The organism is Delftia sp. GW456-R20 (assembly GCF_001622915.1).
In the GTDB taxonomy this organism is placed as follows: domain Bacteria; phylum Pseudomonadota; class Gammaproteobacteria; order Burkholderiales; family Burkholderiaceae_C; genus Comamonas; species Comamonas acidovorans.
The window spans coordinates 2794115-2816106 of the sequence record NZ_LWCN01000004.1 but is presented as its reverse complement, the minus strand read 5'-3'; the positions used below and the strand labels follow the sequence as shown (position 1 = coordinate 2816106).

The window sequence follows — 21992 nt, the reverse complement described above, 5'->3', positions numbered from 1 at the left end:
TACAGTGGGGCGCACCTATATGGCCCGCTTCTTGCGGCGCCCGGGCTGCTGCGTCGCATGACCGCCGCCCTTCCAATCAATCCACAGGGGAGCAGACAAATGATCATGAAGATTCTGGGCAGTTCTTTGCTGGCCGCAGGCCTGTTGACCTCGGCCGCGCTGGCCCAGGCCGAGACCGTGCGCTGGGCGCGCGGCTCCGATCCGACTTCGCTGGACCCGCATGCCTTCAACGTGGGCACCAATTTCGTGCTGCTGCACCAGATCTACGAAACCCTGGTCATCCGCTCGGCCGACGGCAAGCTGGTGCCCACGCTGGCCACCTCGTGGAAGATGACCTCCGACCCGTCGGTCTGGGAGTTCAAGCTGCGTCCCAACGTCAAGTTCCATGACGGCACGCCGTTCACGGCGCGCGACGTGGTCTTCTCGCTGAACCGCGCCAAGGGCGAGAACGCCCAGGTCAAGTCCCTGCTGTCCTCGATGGAGGAGGCCAAGGCTGTGGACGATCTCACGGTGCAGGTGAAGACCAAGGGCCCGAACCTGATCTTCCCCGACAACCTGACCAACCTCTTCATCATGAGCGAGAAGTGGTCCAAGGCCAACGGCGCCGAGACCACGCAGGACACGGCCAGCAAGACCGAGAACGGCGCTACGCGCGCGGCCAACGGCACGGGCGCCTATGTGCTGGCCAGCCGCGAGGTCGATTCGAAGACGGTGATGAAGCTCAACCCCGACTACTGGGGCAAGGGCCAGTTCCCGCTGCAGGTGACCGAGCTGATCTACCTGCCCATCAAGTCCCCGGCCACGCGCGTGGCGGCCCTGCTGTCGGGCGAGGTGGACTTCGCCCAGGACATTCCCGCGCAGGACGTGGCGCGCCTGAAGCAGGACAAGCGCCTGCGCATCAATGAAGGCCCCGAGAACCGCTCCATCTTCCTGGGACTGAACGTGGGTGCGGCAGAGCTCAAGAGCAGCAACGTCAAGGGCAAGAATCCGCTGGCCGATCCCAAGGTGCGCCAGGCCATCGAGCTGGCCATCGACCGCGATGCGATCAAGCGCTCGGTGATGCGCGGCCTGTCGATTCCCACAGGCGTGATCGCGCCGTCGTTCGTCAATGGCTACGACAAGGCCTTCGCGGCCTATCCCAAGGCGGATGCCGCCAAGGCCAAACAGCTGCTGGCCGAGGCGGGATACCCCAACGGCTTCACCATCACGCTGAACACGCCCAATGACCGCTATGTGAACGACGAGGCCATTGCCACGGCGGTGGCCGGTTTCCTGGGCCGCATCGGCATCAAGACCGAAGTCTCGGCCCGGCCCATTGCCATGCACAGCGTGTCGCTGACCAAGGCGGACAGCGACTTCTACCTGTACGGCTGGGGCGTGCCCACCTATGACTCGGCCTACATCTTCGACTTCCTGGTGCACACGCGCGGCAAGGACAGCCGTGGCGCGCAGAACGCGACGCACTACAGCAATGCCGATGTGGATGCCAAGATCCTGTCCCTGTCCTCGGAGAGCGACAAGGCAAAGCGCGATGCCACCATCAAGAGCATCTGGGAGACCGTGCAAAAGGAGCGCTTCTACATTGCGCTGCATGACCAGGTGATCCACTTCGCGTCCGTGCCCCGGATCAATGTGCCCGTGCACCCGGACAACGCGCTGCACTTCAAGTTCGTCAAGTTCGAGAAGAAGTAAGCACCGATGCTGGTCCATCTGCTGCGCCGGCTGGGCCAGTCCGCCCTGGTCCTGCTGGCCGTTTCCTTTGTCTCGTTCATGGTGTTCCGCCATATCGGCGATCCCACGATCAGCCTGCTGGGCGAGGACGCGACGGTTGCCGAGCGCGAGGCGCTGACGGAAAGCCTGGGCTTCAACAAGCCCGTGCCCCTGCAGTACCTGGGCTACGTGGGCAAGGTGCTGCAGGGCGACCTGGGCATCTCCTACCGGCTCAAGCGCCCCGTGACCGAGATCATTGCCGAGCGCCTGCCCGCCACGCTGGAGCTGGCGATGACGGCGGCGCTGTTCGCCCTGGTCATCGGCGTGGCGCTGGGCGTGTATACGGCCATACGGCGCGAGGGCTGGCTGAGCCGCTCGATCATGACGGTGTCGCTGGTGGGCGTGTCCCTGCCCACCTTCCTGATCGGCATCGCCCTGATCTACCTGTTTGCCGTGGAGCTGCGCTGGCTGCCGTCCTTCGGGCGCGGCGAGACGGTGAAGCTGGGCGGCTGGGAGACCGGGTTGCTGACGGCTTCGGGCTGGTCGGCGCTGATCCTGCCGGCCATCACGCTGGGCTTCTACAACATGACGCTGATCATGCGCCTGGTGCGCGCCGAGATGCTGGAGGTGCTGCGCGCCGACTACATGCGTTTCGGCCGCGCGCGCGGGCTGCGCGAGCGCGACCTGTACTTTGGCCATGCGCTGCGCAATACCCTGATTCCCGTGATCACCATCGCGGGCCTGCAGATCGGCTCGCTGATCGCCTTTGCCATCGTCACCGAGACCGTGTTCCAGTGGCCCGGCGTGGGCCTGCTGTTCATCTCCTCCATCCAGGGCGTGGACGTGCCGCTGATCGCCGCCTACCTGATGTTCATCGCGCTGCTGTACGTGGGCATCAACCTGCTCGTCGATTTCCTGTACGTGATCGTGGACCCCCGCTTGAGAAACCGATGACCGATTCCGCCAAACAAGCAATCCCTCCCACGGGCTGGCGCGCCAGCGACTCGCCGGTCAAGCGCGCCTTTGCACGCTCGCGCCTGGTGCAGGCGGCGGCGCTGGTGCTGGCGCTGATCGTGGCGGCCACGCTGCTGTCGCCCTGGCTGGCCTGGCAGAACCCCTTCGATCCGGCCAATCTGGACCTGATGGATGCCTTCACGCCCCCGGGCCAGGCGGGCACCAGCGGCACGCTGTACGCGCTGGGATCGGACGACCAGGGCCGCGATGTGTGGAGCGCCATCCTCTACGGGCTGCGCATGTCGGTGCTGGTGGGCGTGTCGGCCGTGGGGCTGTCCCTGCTGATCGGCGTGCCGCTGGGCCTGGTCTGCGGCTATGCGGGCGGCTGGTTCGACACGCTGATGATGCGCATCGCCGATGTGCAGCTGACCTTTCCCGTGATCCTGGTGGCGCTGCTGGTCTTCGGCATCGCACGCGGCCTGCTGCCCGAGGGCTACCGCGACGACATGGCGGTCTTCGTGATCATCGTGGCCATCGGCCTGTCCGACTGGGTGCAGTACGCACGCACCGTGCGCGGCGCGGTGATGGTGGAAAAGCACAAGGACTACGTGCTGGCGGCCCAGCTCATAGGCCGCAGCCGCGTGGCCATCCTGGTGCGCCACATCCTGCCCAACCTGCTGGCGCCCATCCTGGTGATCGCCACCATCAGCTTCGCGCATGCCATCGTGGCCGAGTCCACGCTGTCCTACCTGGGCGTGGGCCTGCCGCCCACCCAGCCTTCGCTGGGCACGCTGATCCGCATCGGCCAGGGCTTCCTGTTCTCGGGCGAGTGGTGGATATTGCTGTTCCCCTCGCTGGTGCTGCTGGCGCTGGCGCTGTCCGTCAACCTCGTCGGCGACTGGCTGCGCGACGCACTGAACCCCAAGCTGCAATGAGCACGACACAAGAATCCGGGCAGCCCCCTGCACAGCCTGCGGTGCTGAGCGTTCGCGGCCTGTCCGTCACCTTCGACACCTACAAGGGCCCCGTGCAGGTGCTGGACGATGTGTCCTTCGACATCGCGCCCGGCGAGATCCTGGGCGTGGTCGGCGAGTCTGGCGCGGGCAAGTCCATGACGGGCGCCGCCGTGATCGGCCTGATCGAGCCGCCGGGCCGCATCTCGGCCGGCACGGTGCAGCTGCGCGGCGAGCGCATCGACACGCTGCGCGGCGAGGACCTGCGGCGCATACGCGGCCGGCGCATAGGCTCCATCTTCCAGGACCCGCTGACCAGCCTGAACCCGGTCTATACCGTGGGCCGGCACCTGGTGGAGACCATCCGCACGCACCTGCCCGTCTCCGAGAAGGAGGCCGAGGCCCGCGCGCTGGCCCTGCTCGAAGAGGTGGAGATCCCGCAGGCGCGCGAGCGCATGGCCCAGTATCCGCACCAGTTCTCGGGCGGCATGCGCCAGCGCGTGGCCATCGCCCTGGCGCTGTGCGCCGAGCCCGAGCTCATCATTGCCGACGAGCCCACCACGGCGCTGGACGTGTCCGTGCAGGCGCAGATCATTGCCCTGCTGCGCCGCGTGTGCAAGGAGCGCGGCGCGGCCGCCATGCTGATCACGCACGACATGGGCGTCATCGCCGAGACGGCCGACCGCGTCATGGTCATGTACCAGGGCCGCGTGCTGGAAACCGGCCCCGTGCGCCAGGTGCTGGACGCACCGCAGCAGCCCTACACCCAGGTGCTGATGGGCGCCATTCCCAGCGTGCACCACCGCGTGCAGCGCCTGCCCGTGCCCGAGGTGGGCGGCGGCCCGGCCGCGCCCGCCGTGCCCTGGCAGCCCAGGGCCGGTGCGCAGGAGCCTGCGGCTGCCCTGCTGGAGGTCAGGGATCTGTGCAAGGAGTTCGACCTGTCCAGCGGCTGGCTGGCCCGGCTGCTGGCGCGCGAGGACAAAAAGATTCTCAAGGCCGTGGACGGCGTCGGCTTTTCGATCCGCAGGGGCTCCACCTTCGGCCTGGTCGGCGAGTCCGGCTCGGGCAAATCCACGGTGGCGCGCATGGTGGCCGGGCTGACGCCGCCCACCAGCGGCACCGTGCTGTTCGACGGCGTGGACAAGTGGAGCCCGGCCGCCCAGACCGTGGCCATGCGTCGGCGCTTCCAGATGATCTTCCAGGACCCGTATGCCAGCCTGAACCCGCGCTGGACCGTGCAGGAACTGATTGCCGAGCCCCTGCAGGTGCTGGCCCTCACGGCTGGCAAGGACGAGACGGCCGAGCGCGTGCAGGAGGCGCTGCGCCGCGTGCGCATGAAGCCCGACGATGCGCGCAAGTATCCGCACCAGTTCTCGGGCGGGCAGCGCCAGCGCATCGCCATCGCGCGCGCCCTGGCCAGCCGGCCCGAATTCATCATCTGCGACGAGCCCACCTCGGCGCTGGACGTCTCGGTCCAGGCCCAGGTGCTCAACCTCATGCGCGACCTGCAGGAGGAGTTCGGCCTGACCTATCTGCTCATCAGCCACAATCTGGCCGTGATCCGCCACATGTGCGACGACATCGGCGTCATGCAGCGCGGCCGCCTGGTCGAGGCCGGCGAGGCCGGCGCCGTGCTCGATGCGCCGCAGCATGCATACACGCGCGCGCTGATGGCTGCCGTGCCGGATATGGAGCATGTGCACTGAGGCAAGTGCACTGCCATGGCCTGGCGTTCAGGTCGCGGCAACGACCCGCACGTCGAACCGGACCTGAAGCCAGTTCTTGATGGCGGCAAAGATCGCGGCAAGATTGTCCATGCTGGGGTTGCCTTTCGGCGAGAGCATGCGGTGCAGGCTCTTGCTCGGCTTGTGCGTGAGGTCGGCCAGCGTCTCGAATCCCACCGTTGCGTTGACGAGATCGCGCAGGACGAGGCGTGCCGTTTCTGGCTCACCACTCAGAAAAAGAGTGGCCGCCTCATCAAGCAGCGCCTGTGCGAAAGCAGGGTCGCGCTCAATGCGCTGAATGACCGTTTGTTTGAAATCGCGGGTGAGCGTCATGCCTTCGTTCCTTTTTTGGCATTGTCCGAGGGGCGTTGCCTCTTGCGAGCCTTGTATTCGCTGTGCAGGGCCACGGCTTCGTCGATGGCCTTCTGCTGGCCCTTTTTCGTGCTGCCCCCGAACAGGATGATCAATCTTTCCCCGTCCTTGGCGAGATAGATGCGGTAGCCCGGGCCCCAGTCGATCTTGTATTCGCCAATACCCCGGAACCATTCGATATTGGAGGTGTTGCCCAACTCCATGCGGGCCATGGCGACGGCCACCCTGGCGGCCGCCTGGCCATCCAGCCCGTTGAACCATGTCTGGTACGCGCTGCTGCCGTCTTCGCGGATGTACTCCTGGAGCTGGATTCGCATGGACTGGATGGTAACTTATGAGTTACCAACTCTGCAAAGCGCTGTCCACATGACCTACAGCGTTCTCATGTTCCCAGGAACGAATGACAGCGATGGACCCAAAAAAGGCCTGCGGATGCAGGCCTTTGCTTCTGAGACACGATGGCTTACCGGGCGGGTGCTGACGTGGCCGGTGCTGCCTGCGCCGCAGGTGCCGCCTGGGCCGGCGGCTGCGCCGGCGCGCCACCCTGCTGCACCGGTCCGATGGTGGTGCGCACCACGCGAGAGCCCTTGGGCGGGTTGGGGAAGCCGGTCAGGGCGGCGTCGAACAGGATGCCGAAGATGGCCGGATCGTCGGTCCACACATCCTGGCGCTGGGCCGAGGTCTCGTAGACGATCTGCTGCGTGGTGGCGTTGCGCATCACGATGCTGACGGCGCGGTAGTACTCCAGCGGCGGGCCGTCGAACATGAAGCTGCCGCCAAAGCCCATGCCCCAGCCGCGCCCGTAGCCCACGCCCCAACCCCAGCGCGGGCCGCCCCAGCGGTCGTAGTAGGGCCAGGCGGCGTAGTCGCGCGCATAGCGTGCGTCGGCACCGATCTGCACGATCAGGCTGGCCCGGGAGTCGTCGCGCTGCAGGCCCACGCGGCCCAGGGCCTGCTGGGCCTGGGACTCGATGGCCGCGAAATGCGTCTGCGCCTCGCGTTGCGATGGCAGCACTTCCAGGCGGTAGGTGGGCGGCGCGGGCAGGGCGCCCAGCGTGGAATAGCTCTGGACGGTGCTCTGGACTTCGCGCACGCTGGCGCAGCCCGTGAGCAAGGCCGTGGCCACGATGGCCAGGACATGGATGCAGCGCAGCTTCATGGTGTACTCCTTGGTCGAAAAAAGGCCCGTTTGCACGGGCCTTGGTTGGAGTGGGGCGATTGTTATAGGTTCAGCCGTCAGGACGACAGTTGTACCACCTGCAGGCCGGGCAGTGATGCGGAGACGGGCATCTCTTCATGGTCGAAGGCCATGTCGCCGTTGGGGTCGGCAATGCCGGTGGCCTTGGCGTTCTTGAAGTCGTGCAGCTCGGGGTCCATCATGTGCGTGGTCACGATGTGGCCCATGGCGCGGAACATGCTTTCCACGCGGCCCGGGAATTTCTTGTCCCACTCGCGCAGCAGCTCGCCCACGGCCACGCGCTGCAGGCCGTCCTGGCTGCCGCAGAGGTTGCAGGGGATGATGGGGAAGTTCTGGTACTGGGCCCAGCGGACGGTGTCCTTCTCGGGCACGTAGCACAGCGGACGGATCACCACATGCTTGCCGTCGTCCGAGACCAGCTTCGGGGGCATGCCCTTCATGCGGCCGCCGTAGAACATGTTGAGCATCAGCGTCTGCACGATGTCGTCGCGGTGATGGCCCAGGGCCACCTTGGTGCAGCCCAGCTCGTCGGCCACCTTGTACAGGATGGCGCGGCGCAGGCGCGAGCACAGGCCGCAGGTGGTCTTGCCCTCGGGCACGACGCGCTTGACCACGCTGTAGGTGTCCTGCGTTTCGATGTGGTAGTCCACGCCGATGCTCTTGAAGTACTCGGGCAGCACATGGTCGGGAAAACCGGGCTGCTTCTGGTCGAGGTTCACAGCCACCAGCTCGAACTTCACGGGCGCGCGCTTTTGCAGCTTGCGCAGCACGTCCAGCATCGTGTAGCTGTCCTTGCCGCCCGACATGCAGACCATGATCTTGTCGCCTTCCTCGATCATGTTGAAGTCGGTGATGGCGCGGCCCACCTCGCGGCACAGGCGCTTTTCCAGCTTGACCTGTTCGCGCTCGATCTTGATGCGGTTGCCGTTCGCGGTATTGGCTTGGGCATCCGCATCGGCGGCGGCGGTTTCGGGGGCGGCTTCTTCGGCCAGCCAGGGGTTGTCGGTCACTGCATTCATGGGGTTCACCATTGTCCGGTTTCTATGCGAATGGCCACTTCGCAGTCTTCAAAGATTTCCAGCTTGGCGATTTTCACGCGCACGCCCAGCACGCCGGGCAGCTGCATCAGGCGCTGGGCCAGCTTGCCGATCAGGCTCTCCAGCAGGTTCACATGCTCGGCCGTGCATTCATCGATGATGATCTGGCGCACCTTGCGGTAGTCCAGCACATGCAGGATGTCGTCGTCGCGCGGCGCCAGCGGTTGGGTGCCCAGGCTCAGCTCGGCATCGACCTGGATGGGCTGGGGCATCTGTTTTTCGTGGGCGAGGATGCCCAGGTTGGCGTCGAAGCGCAAACCCGTGAGCGTCAGGATCTGTTGTCCGGTGGCGGAGTGCATGGGGAAAAGCCGTGGAGTGTTTGGGGTGGCGCGCGCAGGCGCCTACATCATGGAAAAGTCGCGCTCGAAGCGCTGCAGGTGCTGGCCGCCATCGACCAGCAAGGTGGTGCCGGTGATGGACTGGTTGTCCAGCGCAAAGCACACGGTGGCTGCCACGTCGGCCGCGCTGGACGAGCGGCCCAGCGGGCTGAGGCGGTGCAGCGACTCGAAGCGCTCCTGGCTCAGCATGTGGCTGGTCAGCGTCAGGCCCGGGGCCACGCCGACGACGCGCACGCGCGGGGCCAGTGCCAGCGCCAGCATGGTGCCGGCGGCCTCGAGAGCCGCCTTGGACAGCGTGTAGCTGAGGAAATCGGGGTTCTGGTTCCAGAGCTTCTGGTCCAGCATGTTGATCACGGCACCGCTGGCATGCTCCTCGCCGGACGCCACGCGGTCCTCGATATGGGCATGCAGCGCCTGGGCCAGCAGGATGGGCGCGCCGGTGTTGCTGCGCAGGTGGGCTTCCAGGGCCACGTAGCTGAAGCTGCCTGCATCGTCATGCTCGAACAGCGAGGCGTTGTTGACCACGGCATCCAGGTGGCCGAAGTGCGCCACGGCGCGCGGCACCAGGGAGCGCACCGAATCCTCGTTGAAGAAATCGGCATCCAGGGCGGCGCTGTCGCCGGCCAGTTCAGCGCAGGCGGCGGCCGTCTCCAGCGCCTCGTCGTGCGAGTCGCGGTAGTGCACGGCCACTTGCCAGCCGGCGCTGGCAAGCGCGAGCGCGATGTCGCGCCCCAGGCGGCGGGCCGCGCCGGTCACCAAAACGGTGCGTGTTCGGGCAGGTGTGGACATTCGAGGACAATGTACGGATCGTGACGACAGAACCCTCAATTTTAACGGCCGCCCTGCAATCCCGTGTTGCGCAAGAGATTGCGTCCTCTGGAGGCTGGCTGGCTTTCGACCGTTTCATGGCCCTGGCACTGTACGAGCCGGGCCTGGGCTACTACGCCAATGACACCGCCAAGTTCGGGCTGATGCCATCGTCGGGCAGCGATTTCGTGACCGCGCCCGAGATGTCTCCGGTCTTCGGCCAGTTGCTGGCCGCCCAGGTGGCCGAGGCGCTGCAGCGCACGCACACCCGCGAAGTCTGGGAATTTGGTGCCGGCACGGGCGCGCTCGCACTGCAGGTGCTGGACGAGCTGGCCGCCCTGGGCGTGCGGCCGGACCGCTACACCATCGTCGATCTGTCGGGTACGCTGCGTGCGCGCCAGCAGCTCAGGCTGGTGAAGTACGAAGGACTGGTGCACTGGGCCGATGCCCTGCCCGAGCGGCTCGAAGGCGTGGTCATCGGCAACGAGGTGCTGGATGCCATGCCCGTGCAGTTGCTGGTGCGCAAGGCAGGTGTCTGGCACGAGCGCGGGGTGGTGCTGCAGCCGGACGGCAGCCTGGGCTGGGAAGACCGGCCCACGCAGCTGCGCCCGCCCATGGAGATCGAGGGCGAGCACGACTACCTGACCGAGATCCATCTGCAGGGAGAGGCCTTCATCCGCACGCTGGGCGAGCGCATGGCGCGGGGCGCTGCCTTCTTCATCGACTACGGCTTCGGCGAGTCCGAGTACTTCCATCCGCAGCGCCACATGGGCACCCTGGTGTGCCACCGCCTGCACAAGGTGGACGACGACCCGCTGGCCGAGGTCGGCCTCAAGGACATCACGGCCCACGTGAACTTCACGGGCACGGCCGTGGCCGCGCAGGAGGCGGGCTTCGAGGTGCTGGGCTATACCTCGCAGGCCCACTTCCTCATCAACTGCGGCCTGGGACCCAAGCTCGACGCCCTGGCCCAGGGCCCGCGCGCCATGGCCACCAAGCTGATGATGGAGCACGAGATGGGCGAGCTGTTCAAGGTCATCGGCCTGGCCAAGGGCGTGGAGCCCTGGGACGCCATGGGCTTTGTGCGCGGCGACCGCACGCACCGCCTGTAGCCGCCGGCCAGAGCTCCGCCCCGGTCTCAGCGCTGGACGCTGCGGCCGTTGCTCACCTCGTAGGCCGTCTGGTCCTTGAGGTTGATGCGGTAGATCTCGCGCGTGACGTTGCCCGAGAAACCCAGCTCCACGATGGACAGGTTCTCGAACGTGGTCGTGAAGCCGCCGGGCAGGATGCGGTTCAGGCGCGCGGCGGTCTCGCCCATGGCGCGCTCGATCTCGGGCGTGAAGGTGGCTTCGCTGTAGACCAGGGTGTTGTGCGGGTTGTGGCTGCGCACCTCCTTGCCGGCCTGCACCTGGTTGATGCCGCTGACGCCCACGCTTTGCACCATGGTCTTGGCCGAATCGTTCATGCGGGCATAGACGGGCCCCGTCACGCGCGGCAGCGGGCCGTCGCGCAGCGGTGCCATGGCGGTGGTGGCGCGGGTGTTGAAGTCCATCATGGCCTCGTAGGCCGGGCCGGACTTGACGATGCCCAGGTCCAGCCACCACGGCTTGCCGGCGCCCTTGGCGGCCTCGGTGGTGTAGAAATTCTTCAGGTGCACGTCCTGCAGCACGGGCGGCAATGCCGGCAGGGCGGCCAGCATCTTGCGCGGCGTGGACGGGTCGGCGCTGTGGATATGCACCACGGTGACATGGGGCAGGTTGAAGGTGTTGGCCTCGGCCACCAGCTTCAGGCGCAGCAACTGCTCGTGCACCACGGGCGTGACCTGGCTGTCCATGATGGCCGTGGCATCGGCCGGCAGGCGATATACCAGGCCATAGGTGGCCTGATGGGTGCGGAAATCGCTGCGCTGCAGGGCGCTGTTGTCGATGGCGCCCGACGCTGCGGCTGCCGTGGTGGGGGCCGGAGCGCTGGCGCAGGCCGCCAGCAGAGCGGCAGGCAGGATGGCGAGAAGAAGGCGCCTGGATGTGTGTTGCATGGTGGGGTTGTCTTGTTGCGGCATGGAGCCATGGAAGAAGGGGGCGTGTCGCGAATGGTCCCGAAGCCTCCCGCCACGGGACTTTCCCAATGTAGGACGCCCATGTGTCCCGCCCATGACGCGCCGCCGCCGTACACTCGGCGCCATGATCCGCTGGCTCCTCGTCATCTTCCTGGCCCTGCTGCTGTTCAATGGCCTGCACGCCTGGCTGGAGCGCATAGGCCTGGGCCGCCTGCCGGGCGACTTCCGCTTTCGCCTGTTCGGCCGCGTGATTTTTCTGCCCATTGCCAGCACCGTGTTGCTCAGCGTGATTGCCGCCCTGATCGCCAAGCTGGTCTGAGCATGGCTTGAAGCACGGGCGCGCCGCCCGTATATGCAGGCATTGCCCCATGACTTCCGAACAAGAGGCCGCCCATGTCCGACAAGCTGCATTTCGTCTGCCCCCATTGCCACACCACCAACCGCATTGCGGCCGACCAGCTCGGCAGCGCGCCTGACTGCGGCAGCTGCCACCAGCCGCTGGTCACCGGCCAGCCCGTGGCGCTGGATGCGCAGAGCTTTGCCAAGCATGTGGGGCGCAGCCAGGCGCCGGTGGTGGTGGACTTCTGGGCGCCCTGGTGCGGCCCCTGCCGCATGATGGCGCCGGCCTTCGAGCAGGCGGCGCAGGCGCTGGCGCCCGGCGTGCAGCTGGCCAAGCTCGATACCGAAGCCCATCCCCAGGCCGCTGCGCCCTACAACATCCGCAGCATCCCGACCATGGTGGTGTTCAAGGAAGGGCGCGAGATCGCCCGTGTCTCCGGCGCTTTGCCGGCCGGCGAGATCGTGCGCTGGGTGCGTTCGGTCGTCTGATTTCTCTGCGGGTCCCCAAGGCCGGGCGCCTTCAGGCCCGTCCTCAGGCCTGCACTTCGCCCGGCTGGTAGAAGCAATAGCCGCTGTTGCGCAGCGTCTTGACGGGTAGTTGCTGGCCGCTGGCCTCCTCCACCTTGCGGCGCAGCCGGCGCATCTGGGTGTCCAGGCGGCGCTGGTCGTAGACCAGGTAGTCGCCGCCCAGGGCCTGCACGATCTTTCGGCGGCTTACCTCGGTGCCTGCCTGGCCCATGAGGCACTGCAGCACCAGCAGGTCCTGCTGGGAGAGCGCGACCGGCGGGGCCGATGGGGGCAGCAGGCGGCTCGGACCCAGCTGCAACAGCCAGCGCGCCTGGCGCTGCTGCAGGCCCAGGCGGCGCACCAGCGCGGCCAGCGTGGCCTCCAGCTCGTCCAGATCACAGCCTTTGCCCAGGTAATGGTCGGCTCCGTTTTCCAGGCCGTCGATGCGGTTGGCGCTGGTGTTGTGCGCGCTGAACACGATGATGCCCAGTTGCTGGCCCTGCTGGCGCAGGCGCTGGATCAGGGCCAGGCCGCTGCCATCGGGCAGGCCGATGTCGATGATGGCCAGGCGGTGGCGCCGGGCGTCGAAGTGGCGGTCGAACTCCTGCAGGCTGGCAACGCATTGCGGCGCGTAGCCCAGGCCCTCCAGGAATTCACCCAGTTCATGGCGCAGCACGGGCTCGTCTTCGAGCAGGATCACATCAAGCATGGGGAGGAAGGGGGCGGAGCGGCGAGGCCGGGAGGCTGGTGTACGCTGGCGGCCCTGTGGTGGACCTCCGATGCGATATTACCGTGCAACCCTCCTGCTGCTGGCCTGGCTGCTGTGTCCGCTGCTGACCCAGGCCCAGGCGCTCCTGCTGAACCCCGATGTGCCCATGCTGGAGACCGCCGGTCAGTGGCAGCGGCTCGATGACGCCGCTGGCCTGCTCGACGCCGGGCAGGCCGACGCGGCCCCTGGATGGCAGCCGCTGCCCGGTCACCTGAACGCCAGCTTCACGCAGGCAGCGGTCTGGCTGCGCATGCCGCTGCAGGTGGAGCAGCCCGGCAGCTGGATGCTGCTGCTGGGCAATGCCCTGCTGGACGAGGTGGAGGTCCACGTGCGCAGATCCGGTGGCCCCTGGCAGCTGCTGGGGCGCAGCGGCGAAGAAGTGCCGCGCCACGCCTGGCCGGTGGACTACCGCAGTCCGGCATTCCAGTTCGAGCCCCCCGTCGCCGGGTCTTACGAGTTGCTGGTGCGCCTGCGCGCGCGCAACGCGCTCGTCACCCGCATCGATCTGTGGCAGCGACTGGCGTTCGACAACCACACGCGGCGCGAGGCCCTGTCGTTCGGCCTGTATTTCGGGCTGTACCTGCTGTTGATCGGCGTGCAGCTGGTGTTCTGGCTGGGCACGCGGGCCCCCTTGAGCGGCCTGTTCCTGGCCTATCTCAGCGTCTGCGTGCTCAATGAGGTGGTATCGCTGGGGCTGGTGCAGCAGCTGACGGGCCTGCCCGGGTTCTGGAGCGACCGTCTGCTGGGATGCGGCATTGCCGCCGCCCTGGCGATCTCCATACAACTGGCCTGCAGGCAGCTGGACCTGGCGTCGCTGTATCCGCGGCTGGTGCGCCAGATCGTGCCGCTGCTGTGGCTGTTCAGCCTGTGCTGCATGCTGCTGGTGGTGTCGGGGCACTACTCGGCGGGCATGGTCCCGGTGCAGGCCATGACCCTGCCGCTGACCCTGGGCTTTCTCGCGTTCGCCCTTTGGCTGTGGCGGCGCGGCCATGCCCCGGCGCGGTTCTTCATGCTGGCGTTCGGCATCTTCTATGCCGGCGTGCTGATCTCCTTTCTGCGCAACCTGGGCTGGCTGCCCATGAATGCGCTGACTGCGCTGGTGTCCACGCATGCGTCCGCGCTGGGCACCATGGCGCACATGCTGCTGCTCAGCGGCTGGATCATCGGCGGATACGAGCACAGGCGCCGCGTTCGGGAGCGGGAGCAGGTGCTGCTGGAGGCCGAGCTTGTGCAGCGCCAGTTACGCGAGAGTGAACTCAGCGAGGCGCTGGTGCTGGAGCGCAGGGTCCGCCAGGAGCAGCGCGACTTTGTCGCCATGGTCTCGCACGAACTGCGCACACCGCTGGCCATCATCCTGACCAGTGCGCAGCAACTGGCGCGCAATCTGGCGGCACCGCCCGACAAGACGCTGGCACGCAGCCGCAACATCCGCGAAGCCGCCCATCGCCTGCTGGCCCTGGTGGACGACTGCCTGGCCGACGACCGCATGGCCGACCCCCAGCCCCATGCCGAGCCACGCCTGCAGCCCTGCGACCTGCATGCGCTGGTGGATGGCTTGTGCCTGGACTTTGCGCCCGGCCGCATCGTCTGCCACCTGGGCGGGGGCACGCAGCAACTGATCACCGATGCCGGCCTGCTGCGCATCGCGCTGCGCAATCTGCTGGCCAATGCAGACCGCCACACGCCCGAAGGCGAATCGGTCCGCCTGGACGTGACGAGGCAGGGCGAGGGTCTGGAGATCCAGGTCTCGAACCCGGCAGAGCCCATTGCCCAGTCGGACCAGGACCAGTTGTTCGAAAGGTATTACCGTGGCCGCAACGCCCAGCACCGGCCCGGCGCCGGGCTGGGGCTGTACCTGGTGCGGCGCATCGCCGAGCGGCTGGGCGGCAGCGTGGCCTTGTTGACGGCAGGAGGCGAGCAGCCCGTGTGCCTGCGACTGGTCCTGCCCGTGGCGCGAGCCTGATTCCCGTGTGTGGCGGCCTTTGCGCTCAGGCCGCCTGCGCCAGCCAATCGGCCACGGCCTGCGCGCGTGCCGCCTGCACGGCCTCGCCTATGGCCTTGCCCTGTTTGCCGCGCGCGGCGGCCTGGGCCGCGATGTCCGAGGTGGAGATGGACAGCGCGGCAGCCAGCGCATCGCGCAGGCGGGCGCGCTGGGGGTAGGGCCGGTCCTCGAAACCCAGGCGCCCCCGCGCGTCGCATTCACAGGCCGCAAGGGCCTGTTCGAAGCGCGCGGGCTTGCGGATGGCGTCGCAGCGCTCCAGCAGGCGCACGATGGCGGCGCCGTTGAGCTCGCCGCTGCGGTGGATGTTGCCGTGCTCGCGCGCCACCACGTCGCCCAGTTCGCGGCAGTCGGTGGGCACGCGCAGCCGCTCGCCCACCTTTTCGGCCAGGCGGGCGCTGCGGTGCTCGTGTCCTATGTGGCGCGGCAGCACATCGGCCGGGGTCGTGCCCTTGCCCAGGTCGTGCACCAGGCAGGCGTAGCGCACGGGCAGCGGGGTGTCCAGCTGCGCGGCCATGTCCAGCACCATCATGGCGTGCACGCCGGTATCGACCTCGGGGTGGTATTCGGCGCGCTGGGGCACCCCCCACAGGCGCTCCAGCTCGGGCAGCAGCACGGCCAGCGCACCGCATTCGCGCAGCAGCTCGAACATGCGCGAGGGCTGGCGCTCCATCAGGCCCCGGCTGATCTCCTGCCAGACGCGTTCGGGCACCAGGGCATCCACCTCACCGGCGGCCACCATCTCTTGCATCAGGGCCATGGTTTCCGGTGCCACCGTGAATTCGTGGAACCGTGCCGCAAAGCGCGCCACGCGCAGGATGCGCACCGGGTCTTCGCGAAAGGCATCGGTCACATGGCGCAGCACCCGGGCCTGCAGGTCGGCCTGGCCGCCGTAGGGATCGTCGATGGCGCCTTTGCCATCCCAGTCCGGCGGGGCGGCCATGGCGTTGATGGTCAGGTCGCGCCGGGCCAGGTCCTGCTCCAGCGTGACGTCGGGCGCCGCCTGGACGACGAAGCCGCGGTAGCCCGGCCCGCTCTTGCGCTCGGTGCGCGCCAGGGCGTACTCCTCGTGGGTTTCGGGGTGCAGGAAGACGGGGAAGTCCCGCCCCACGGGCATGAAGCCGCGCTCGGCCATCTGCTCGGGCGTGGCGCCGACCACGACCCAATCGCGGTCATGCACGGCCCGCCCCAGAAGGCGGTCGCGCACCGCGCCGCCCACCATGTACAGCTGAAATTCGCTCATCCCGCAATGGTACGGCCTGCGCGGTGACATGATGGCGGGCTGCACCGGGCGCCGAGTGGCGCCGCATGCCCATTTTCCATTTGGAGACAAAACCATGGCTTGGTCCTTTCGACCGCGTGTTCCCGCCCTGATCCTGGGCCTGGCGGCTGCCGGCCTGCTGTCCGCAGCCAGCGCCGCACCGCTGGCCGACACCACCCGGCAGGCGGCCCGTGCCAGCCTGCATGAATGGGTCGAGGTGCTGGCCCTGCCCAACGACGCCAATGTGCCCGCCGATATCCAGAAGAACGTGGCCTGGTTTGCCAAGGCCTTCGAGCGGCGGGGCTTCGAGGTGCGGCAACTGGCCAATGGCGACAAGCCCATGCTGATGGCCACGTTGCCGTCGGCTGGGCCCGGGCGCAAGACCGTGCTGTTCTACGCCCACCTGGACGGTCAGGCCGTCAAGCCCGAGGAGTGGCAGCAGGCCAGCCCCTGGCAGGCCACGCTCAAGCAGCGCCAGCCGGACGGCCGCTGGGCCGCGCTGCCGCTGGAGCAGCTGTACGGCGAGCAGCCCGATCCGCAGTGGCGCCTGTTTGCGCGCTCGTCCTCGGACGACAAGGCGCCCATCGTCATGCTGCTGGCGGCGCTGGATGCGCTCAAGGCCCAGGGCAAGCAGCCGGGCGTGGACATCAAGGTGCTGCTGGATTCCGAAGAGGAAAAGGGCTCTCCCACGCTGGGCCGCGTGATCGGCGAGAACCTGGCTGCGCTGAAGTCCGACGCCATGGTGGTGCTCGACGGTCCCATGCACGCCAGCAACCGGCCCACCCTGGTGTTCGGCAACCGGGGCATTGCCCAGGCCACGCTCACTGTCTATGGCGCCAGCCAGGAACTGCATAGCGGCCACTACGGCAACTACGCGGCCAATCCGGCCCAGACCCTGGCGCGCCTGCTGGCCAGCATGAAGGGCGATGACGGCAAGGTGCTGATCCAGGGCTACTACGACGGCATCGAGTTCGATGCGCAGGCACGCGAGGTGATGCAGGCCGTGCCCGACGACGAGGCTGCGCTGCGCAAGCGCCTGGGCATTGCAAAGGCCGAGACCGTGGGACGCAACTACCAGGAGTCCATGCAGTACCCCTCGCTGAACGTGCGCGGCCTGCAAAGCGCCGAGGTGGGCAGCAAGGCGCGCACCGTCGTGCCCTCCGTGGCCGTGGCCGAGATCGACATGCGCACCGTGCCCGAGACGCCTCCCGAGCGGCTGGAGAAACTGTTGCGCACCCATATCGAGGCCCAGGGCTTCCATCTGGTCGATGGCCCGCCCACGGCCGAGCAGCGTGCCAGCCACCCCAGGCTCGCCACCCTCAAGCTGGGCGGTGTATCAGCCTCCGGCTCTGCCGTTCGCACACCGCTGGACGCCCCTGTCGGCCAGTGGCTGCGCAAGGGCATGAACAAGGCCTGGGACAGCGACCCGGTGCAGATCCGCATGATGGGCGGCACCGTGCCCACGGGCGCGGCCGTGAAGGCGCTGAAGATTCCCTTCGTCATCGTGCCCCTGGTCAATGCCGACAACAACCAGCACAGCTTTGACGAGAACATGCGCCTGGGCAACTACTTCGATGGCGTGCACAGCCTGGTGCATCTGCTGGCCGAGCCGTTCTGACAGGCGGCAGACTGGCAGCAGGCAGGAGGCACTCAGCCCGCTGCAGCCGTGCGGTACGGCTCCTCGAACGGCCGGAAATCATGCTCGGCCAGTGCGCCCTGCACCCAGTCCTGCACGCCCGGCAGGGCGCGCACGCGGCGCACATAGGCGTCGATGGCCGGTGCCACGGGCAGCTCATAGGTCGCCAGGCGCATGCACACGGGGGCGAAGAAGGCATCGACGATGCTGAACTGGTCGTACAGCATGGGGCCGCTGGCCGTGGACAGCAGCGGTTGCCACAGTTCGGACAGGTGCTGCACATCGTCGCGCAGTGCGACGTTCTCTGCCCATAGCCGCGCGCCGACCTCGGGCAGCTGGGCCTCGATGTTCATCGGGCACAGCGAGCGCAGGGCGCCGAAGCCACTGTGCATCTCGGCGCAGAGGCTGCGCGCGCGGGCGCGGTTCAGCGCCAGCGTGGGCCACAGGTGCTTTTCAGGGAATTTCTCGGCCAGGTACTCGCAGATGGCCAGGCTGTCCCAGATGGCCATGCCTTCATCCATGAGCACGGGCACGCGGCCCGAGGGCGAGAGCGCGCGGGCGCGCTGCTTGAAGGCGGACTGCTCGTCGAAGCTGTCAAAGCGCAGCATGACCTCTTCGAAAGCAATGCCGGCCTGGCGCATCAGCACCCAGGGGCGCATGGACCAGGACGAATAATTCTTGTTGCCGATATAGAGCGTGAGCATGGCCGCAACCTCCGCGATAGGCCCTACAGCTTAGCAAGCATGGCAGGAAAACCCATGTAGGAGCCGGGCGCTGCCTGGACGCGCTCTAATGCGTGCCATGCAAAACGATAGCTCTTCTCCCCAGGCGCCAGCGGCGCGCCACACGGCTGCGCTGGTCCTGTTTTCCGGCGGCCAGGATTCGACCACCTGCCTGGCGCAGGCGCTGTCCCTGTACGAGCGCGTCGAGACCCTCGGTTTTGACTACGGCCAGCGCCACAGCGTGGAAATGCAGGTGCGCCAGCAGGTGCGCGAGCGGCTGTCCAGGGACTTTCCCCAATGGGCACCGCGCCTGGGCGATGACCATGTCCTCTCGCTGGACGTGCTGCAACAGATCGGCGGCTCCTCCCTGACCGAGGACGTGGCCTTCTCCATGCAGGCCGACGGCCTGCCCAACACCTTCGTGCCCGGCCGCAACCTGCTGTTCCTGACCCTGGCCGGCGCGCTGGCCTACCGGCGCGGTCTGTCGGTGATCGTCACCGGCGTCTGCGAGACCGACTACTCCGGCTACCCCGACTGCCGAGACGACACCATGAAGGCCATGCAGCTCGCCCTGAACCTGGGCCTGGAGCGGCGCCTGCGCATCGAAACGCCCCTGATGTGGATAGACAAGGCCCAAACCTGGCAAATGGCCCACGACCTGGGTGGCGACACCCTGGTGGACCTCATCCAGCGCGACACCCACACCTGCTACCAGGGTACGCGCGAGACGCTGCACGACTGGGGCTACGGCTGCGGCACCTGCCCCGCCTGCGACCTGCGAGCCCGCGGCTGGCATCAATGGCAGGCGCAGCGCGAGACAGCAAACTAAAGAAGCACAGCGCTAAAAACCGGCGCGGCCAAAAGCGAGGGACACCGAGCAAGGGCCGCCCCGCAGTGAGGGTGTCGTCCCCCTCCCCCGCGAAGCGGGCAGAGAGGGGGAAGGCGCGCAGCGCCTCAGGGGGTGCTTGTTCTACACCGGCCAGACGACTCCGTGGTCGTTCAAGATGGCATCCAGCGGCAGGTCATGCGGCTCGGGCTCGAACTCGTCCACATAGCCGCAGCCGTAGCCCAGGCCCACGGTGAAGGGCTTGGGCTGCAGTTCGGCCAGGGTGCGGTCGTAGAAACCCCCGCCATAGCCCAGGCGGTAGCCGCCGGCCGCGTAGCCCACGCAGGGCACGAACAGCAGGGTGGGGGTCAGGGTTTCGGTGTCCTTGGGCTTGGGAATGCCGTAGGCATCCTCTTCCATGGGACAGCCCGGGTACCAGGCGTGAAAGCTGAGTGTCTTACGCTGCTTGTCAATCACCGGCAGTCCGATTCGGCGCCTTTGTGGGGTACCCTGTAGCTCGCCATCTTCCTTCCAGCGGTGAAGCGCGGGCAGCGGATCGAACTCTCCCTTGATCGGCCAATAGGCGCCGATCACGGTGTCGGGCCGCTGTATCAGCCAAAAGCGCATGACCTGTTGCAGCGCGTCGGCGCGCTGCAGTCGGTCAGGAAGATTGAGGCGCTGGTCTATCAAGCTGCGGCGCAGGGCTGCTTTGTCCATCAGATAATTTCCTCCATGCACTGGCTGAAGATTTTGACACCGCTTTTGGCGGCTTCCCTCTGGACCACCGCAGCCACGCCTGCGCTGGCGCAAAACCGTGGCGACGATGTCTTGCTGGAAATGCAGCAGGCCTTCCGCAAAGGCGACAAGGCCAAGCTCACGCAGCTGCTGCCTTCTGCGCGTGGCCATGTGCTCGAACCTTGGGCCGCGTACTGGGAACTCAAGGCCCGGCTGGATGAAGCCAGTGCCGATGAGATTCTGGGGTTTTTCAAGCGCTGGCCCGGCACCTACCAGGAAGACCGGCTGCGCAACGACTGGCTGCTGCTGCTGGGGCAGCGCCGCGACTGGGGCATGTTCGACCAGGTGCATGGTGCGTTTCGCATGCGCGATGACCGCTCCGTGAGCTGCTACGCCCTGCTGATCGACAGCATCAAGGGCCAGCCTGCTGCCAACCTGGGCCAGCAGGTGCGCGACCTGTGGTGGGCCCAGCGCGACGCCGACGACGGCTGCACCTACGCCGCCGGCGAGCTGTACGCGGCCAAGCAGATCAGCGAACCCGAAGTCTGGCGCAAGGCGCGCCAGGCGGCCGAGGCCAATCGCCAGAAGGCCACGCGCGATGCCGTGGCCATCGTCGCTCCCGAGGCCTTGCCCCAGGTGGCACAGGTCTTTGCCTCGCCCGCCAAGTACCTGGCCGGGCAGACGCGCGTGCGCGGTGCCGTGCCCAAGGAGCTGGCGCTGCTGGCGTTGATCCGCATGGCCTCCAGCGACCCGGCGGCGGCGGCCACCCAGCTGGAAGGCGGCTGGGGTGCCCGGCTGACGGCCGAGGAGAACAACTGGGCCTGGGGCGTGATCGGCAAGCAGGCCGCACTCAAGCTGCAGCCCGAGGCGGCGACCTATTTCGGCAAGGTGCGCAAGGACGGCGACCTCAGCGATGAACTGCTGGGCTGGAAGGTGCGCGCCGCGCTGCGCGCCGGCGACTGGCGCACGGTGCGCCGCGCCATCGACGCCATGGGTCCCGAGCGCACCGAACACACATGGACCTACTGGAAGGCGCGCGCCCTGCTGTCCGGCCGACCGAGCGAGCAGGAACGCTCCGAGGCGCGCCAACTGCTGGAGGACATGGCCGGCCCCGGCAGTTTCTACGAGCAATTGGCGCTGGAGGACATCGGCCAGCGCGTGACGGCGCCCCCCCAGCCGGCGCCGCCCACGGCGCCCGAAAAGGCTGCCGCCCGCGCCAATCCCAGCCTGGTGCGCGGTCTCTACGCCATCCAGAACGGCCTGCGCAGCGAAGGCGTGCGCGAATGGAACTACGCCACCAACCTGCACCAGGCCGGCGGCATGAGCGACCGCGAACTGCTGGCCGCCGCCGACCTGGCCTGCCAGCAGCAGGTCTGGGACCGCTGCATCAACACCAGCGAGCGCACCCGCAGCTTTGCCGACTGGAGCCAGCGCTTTCCCATGCCCTTCCACGACACGGTGCTGGCGCGCTCGCGCTCCATCGGCCTGGACCCGGCCTACGTCTATGGCCTGATCCGCCAGGAAAGCCGCTTCATCATGGATGCCCGCTCGGGCGTGGGCGCCTCGGGCCTGATGCAGGTCATGCCGGCCACGGCCCGCTGGACGGCGCGCAAGATCGGCATGACGGACTTTTCCCCGTCCATGATCAATGACCGCGAGGTGAACATCACCATCGGCACCGCCTATCTGAAGCTGGCGCTGGACGATTTCGACGGTTCCATGGCGCTGGCTGCGGCCGGCTACAACGCCGGTCCCGGCCGCCCGCGCAACTGGCGCAACGGCCCGGTGCTCGACGCCGCCATCTGGGCCGAGAACGTGCCCTTCACCGAGACGCGCGACTACGTGAAGAAGGTGCTGTCCAACACCACCAACTACGCGGCGCTCATCACGGGCCAGCCCCAGTCGCTCAAGAGCCGCCTGGGCACCATCGGCCCCCGCGATGCAGCCACGCCCGACCCCAGCAAGGACCTGCCCTGAGCCGCACTTGAC

Annotated in this window: 22 protein-coding genes; 11 read left to right on the top strand and 11 right to left on the bottom strand. The window is 67.5% G+C overall.

The annotated features are described in order from the left end of the window. Window positions 1-99 precede the first annotated feature (99 nt). From A4F85_RS17885 to A4F85_RS17870, 4 genes are read left to right on the top strand one after another with little or no spacing between them, the layout of a single operon-like run. Window positions 100-1692, top strand: a complete 1593-nt coding sequence (locus tag A4F85_RS17885) for an ABC transporter substrate-binding protein (RefSeq protein WP_012203170.1) — start codon at window positions 100-102, stop codon at window positions 1690-1692. A gap of 6 nt (window positions 1693-1698) precedes the next feature. Further along, window positions 1699-2664 carry an ABC transporter permease gene (locus tag A4F85_RS17880; protein ID WP_012203171.1) on the top strand — a complete coding sequence of 322 codons (966 nt, stop codon included), beginning with the start codon at window positions 1699-1701 and terminating at the stop codon, window positions 2662-2664. Next, window positions 2661-3599, top strand: a complete 939-nt coding sequence (locus A4F85_RS17875) for an ABC transporter permease (RefSeq protein ID WP_012203172.1) — start codon at window positions 2661-2663, stop codon at window positions 3597-3599. The genes A4F85_RS17880 and A4F85_RS17875 overlap by 4 nt, the downstream gene beginning before the upstream one ends. After that, a complete protein-coding gene (locus tag A4F85_RS17870; protein ID WP_063327334.1) occupies window positions 3596-5323 on the top strand; it encodes a dipeptide ABC transporter ATP-binding protein in 1728 nt (575 codons plus the stop codon). The genes A4F85_RS17875 and A4F85_RS17870 overlap by 4 nt, the downstream gene beginning before the upstream one ends. A gap of 27 nt (window positions 5324-5350) precedes the next feature. Here A4F85_RS17870 and A4F85_RS17865 read toward each other — a convergent pair whose 3' ends face one another. The 6 genes from A4F85_RS17865 to A4F85_RS17840 form a co-directional block, all read right to left on the bottom strand. Beyond that, window positions 5351-5674, bottom strand: a complete 324-nt coding sequence (locus A4F85_RS17865) for a helix-turn-helix domain-containing transcriptional regulator (RefSeq protein WP_012203174.1) — start codon at window positions 5672-5674, stop codon at window positions 5351-5353. Beyond that, entirely contained in the window at window positions 5671-6030 is a 360-nt protein-coding gene (locus A4F85_RS17860) for a type II toxin-antitoxin system RelE/ParE family toxin (protein ID WP_063327333.1), read from the bottom strand. The genes A4F85_RS17865 and A4F85_RS17860 overlap by 4 nt, the downstream gene beginning before the upstream one ends. Before the next feature lie 146 nt (window positions 6031-6176). Next, window positions 6177-6872, bottom strand: coding sequence for a DUF4136 domain-containing protein (locus tag A4F85_RS17855; RefSeq protein ID WP_063327332.1), 696 nt, complete (start codon window positions 6870-6872; stop codon window positions 6177-6179). 77 nt (window positions 6873-6949) lie between these two features. Then, window positions 6950-7942, bottom strand: coding sequence for a tRNA 2-thiocytidine(32) synthetase TtcA (ttcA, locus tag A4F85_RS17850; RefSeq protein ID WP_043825704.1), 993 nt, complete (start codon window positions 7940-7942; stop codon window positions 6950-6952). Further along, entirely contained in the window at window positions 7936-8307 is a 372-nt protein-coding gene (locus A4F85_RS17845; RefSeq protein WP_013804281.1) for a dihydroneopterin aldolase, read from the bottom strand. Before A4F85_RS17845 ends, ttcA begins: the two co-directional genes overlap by 7 nt. Before the next feature lie 42 nt (window positions 8308-8349). Beyond that, window positions 8350-9135 (bottom strand): SDR family oxidoreductase, encoded by a 786-nt coding sequence (locus A4F85_RS17840; RefSeq protein ID WP_063327331.1) that lies wholly within the window; start codon window positions 9133-9135, stop codon window positions 8350-8352. A 116-nt stretch (window positions 9136-9251) separates the two neighbouring features. Here A4F85_RS17840 and A4F85_RS17835 point away from each other — a divergent pair, with 116 nt between their 5' ends. Continuing rightward, entirely contained in the window at window positions 9252-10265 is a 1014-nt protein-coding gene (locus tag A4F85_RS17835; RefSeq protein ID WP_012203181.1) for a class I SAM-dependent methyltransferase, read from the top strand. Between the two features lie 26 nt (window positions 10266-10291). Here A4F85_RS17835 and A4F85_RS17830 read toward each other — a convergent pair whose 3' ends face one another. Continuing rightward, complete coding sequence (locus A4F85_RS17830; RefSeq protein WP_063328016.1) at window positions 10292-11188, bottom strand: hypothetical protein; 897 nt, start codon at window positions 11186-11188, stop codon at window positions 10292-10294. Window positions 11189-11333: 145 nt separating this feature from the next. Between A4F85_RS17830 and A4F85_RS17825 the strand changes: the two genes are divergently transcribed. Both A4F85_RS17825 and trxC read left to right on the top strand, forming a co-directional pair. Beyond that, window positions 11334-11528, top strand: coding sequence for a DUF2905 domain-containing protein (locus A4F85_RS17825; protein ID WP_012203183.1), 195 nt, complete (start codon window positions 11334-11336; stop codon window positions 11526-11528). 74 nt (window positions 11529-11602) lie between these two features. Beyond that, window positions 11603-12037: a thioredoxin TrxC gene (gene trxC, locus A4F85_RS17820; protein ID WP_063327330.1), complete on the top strand. Its 435-nt coding sequence runs from the start codon at window positions 11603-11605 to the stop codon at window positions 12035-12037. A 43-nt stretch (window positions 12038-12080) separates the two neighbouring features. Here the strand turns inward: trxC and A4F85_RS17815 are convergent, their stop codons facing one another. Continuing rightward, window positions 12081-12764: a response regulator transcription factor gene (locus tag A4F85_RS17815; protein ID WP_012203185.1), complete on the bottom strand. Its 684-nt coding sequence runs from the start codon at window positions 12762-12764 to the stop codon at window positions 12081-12083. 70 nt (window positions 12765-12834) lie between these two features. Between A4F85_RS17815 and A4F85_RS17810 the strand changes: the two genes are divergently transcribed. Then, a complete protein-coding gene (locus A4F85_RS17810) occupies window positions 12835-14787 on the top strand; it encodes a sensor histidine kinase (protein WP_063327329.1) in 1953 nt (650 codons plus the stop codon). Between the two features lie 25 nt (window positions 14788-14812). Here A4F85_RS17810 and A4F85_RS17805 read toward each other — a convergent pair whose 3' ends face one another. Further along, window positions 14813-16066 carry a multifunctional CCA addition/repair protein gene (locus tag A4F85_RS17805; RefSeq protein ID WP_063327328.1) on the bottom strand — a complete coding sequence of 418 codons (1254 nt, stop codon included), beginning with the start codon at window positions 16064-16066 and terminating at the stop codon, window positions 14813-14815. Window positions 16067-16160: 94 nt separating this feature from the next. Here A4F85_RS17805 and A4F85_RS17800 point away from each other — a divergent pair, with 94 nt between their 5' ends. Further along, the gene (locus A4F85_RS17800; protein WP_063327327.1) at window positions 16161-17702 is read left to right on the top strand and encodes a M20/M25/M40 family metallo-hydrolase; all 1542 of its coding nucleotides are present in this window, start codon (window positions 16161-16163) and stop codon (window positions 17700-17702) included. Window positions 17703-17734: 32 nt separating this feature from the next. Here the strand turns inward: A4F85_RS17800 and A4F85_RS17795 are convergent, their stop codons facing one another. Further along, window positions 17735-18424 (bottom strand): glutathione S-transferase family protein, encoded by a 690-nt coding sequence (locus A4F85_RS17795; RefSeq protein ID WP_013804272.1) that lies wholly within the window; start codon window positions 18422-18424, stop codon window positions 17735-17737. A gap of 97 nt (window positions 18425-18521) precedes the next feature. Between A4F85_RS17795 and queC the strand changes: the two genes are divergently transcribed. After that, entirely contained in the window at window positions 18522-19271 is a 750-nt protein-coding gene (gene queC, locus A4F85_RS17790; protein WP_185070625.1) for a 7-cyano-7-deazaguanine synthase QueC, read from the top strand. Between the two features lie 141 nt (window positions 19272-19412). Here queC and A4F85_RS17785 read toward each other — a convergent pair whose 3' ends face one another. Beyond that, window positions 19413-19985, bottom strand: a complete 573-nt coding sequence (locus A4F85_RS17785) for a 5-formyltetrahydrofolate cyclo-ligase (protein WP_012203191.1) — start codon at window positions 19983-19985, stop codon at window positions 19413-19415. A 15-nt stretch (window positions 19986-20000) separates the two neighbouring features. Between A4F85_RS17785 and A4F85_RS17780 the strand changes: the two genes are divergently transcribed. After that, entirely contained in the window at window positions 20001-21980 is a 1980-nt protein-coding gene (locus tag A4F85_RS17780; RefSeq protein WP_063327325.1) for a lytic transglycosylase domain-containing protein, read from the top strand. The last annotated feature ends 12 nt before the right edge of the window (window positions 21981-21992 follow it).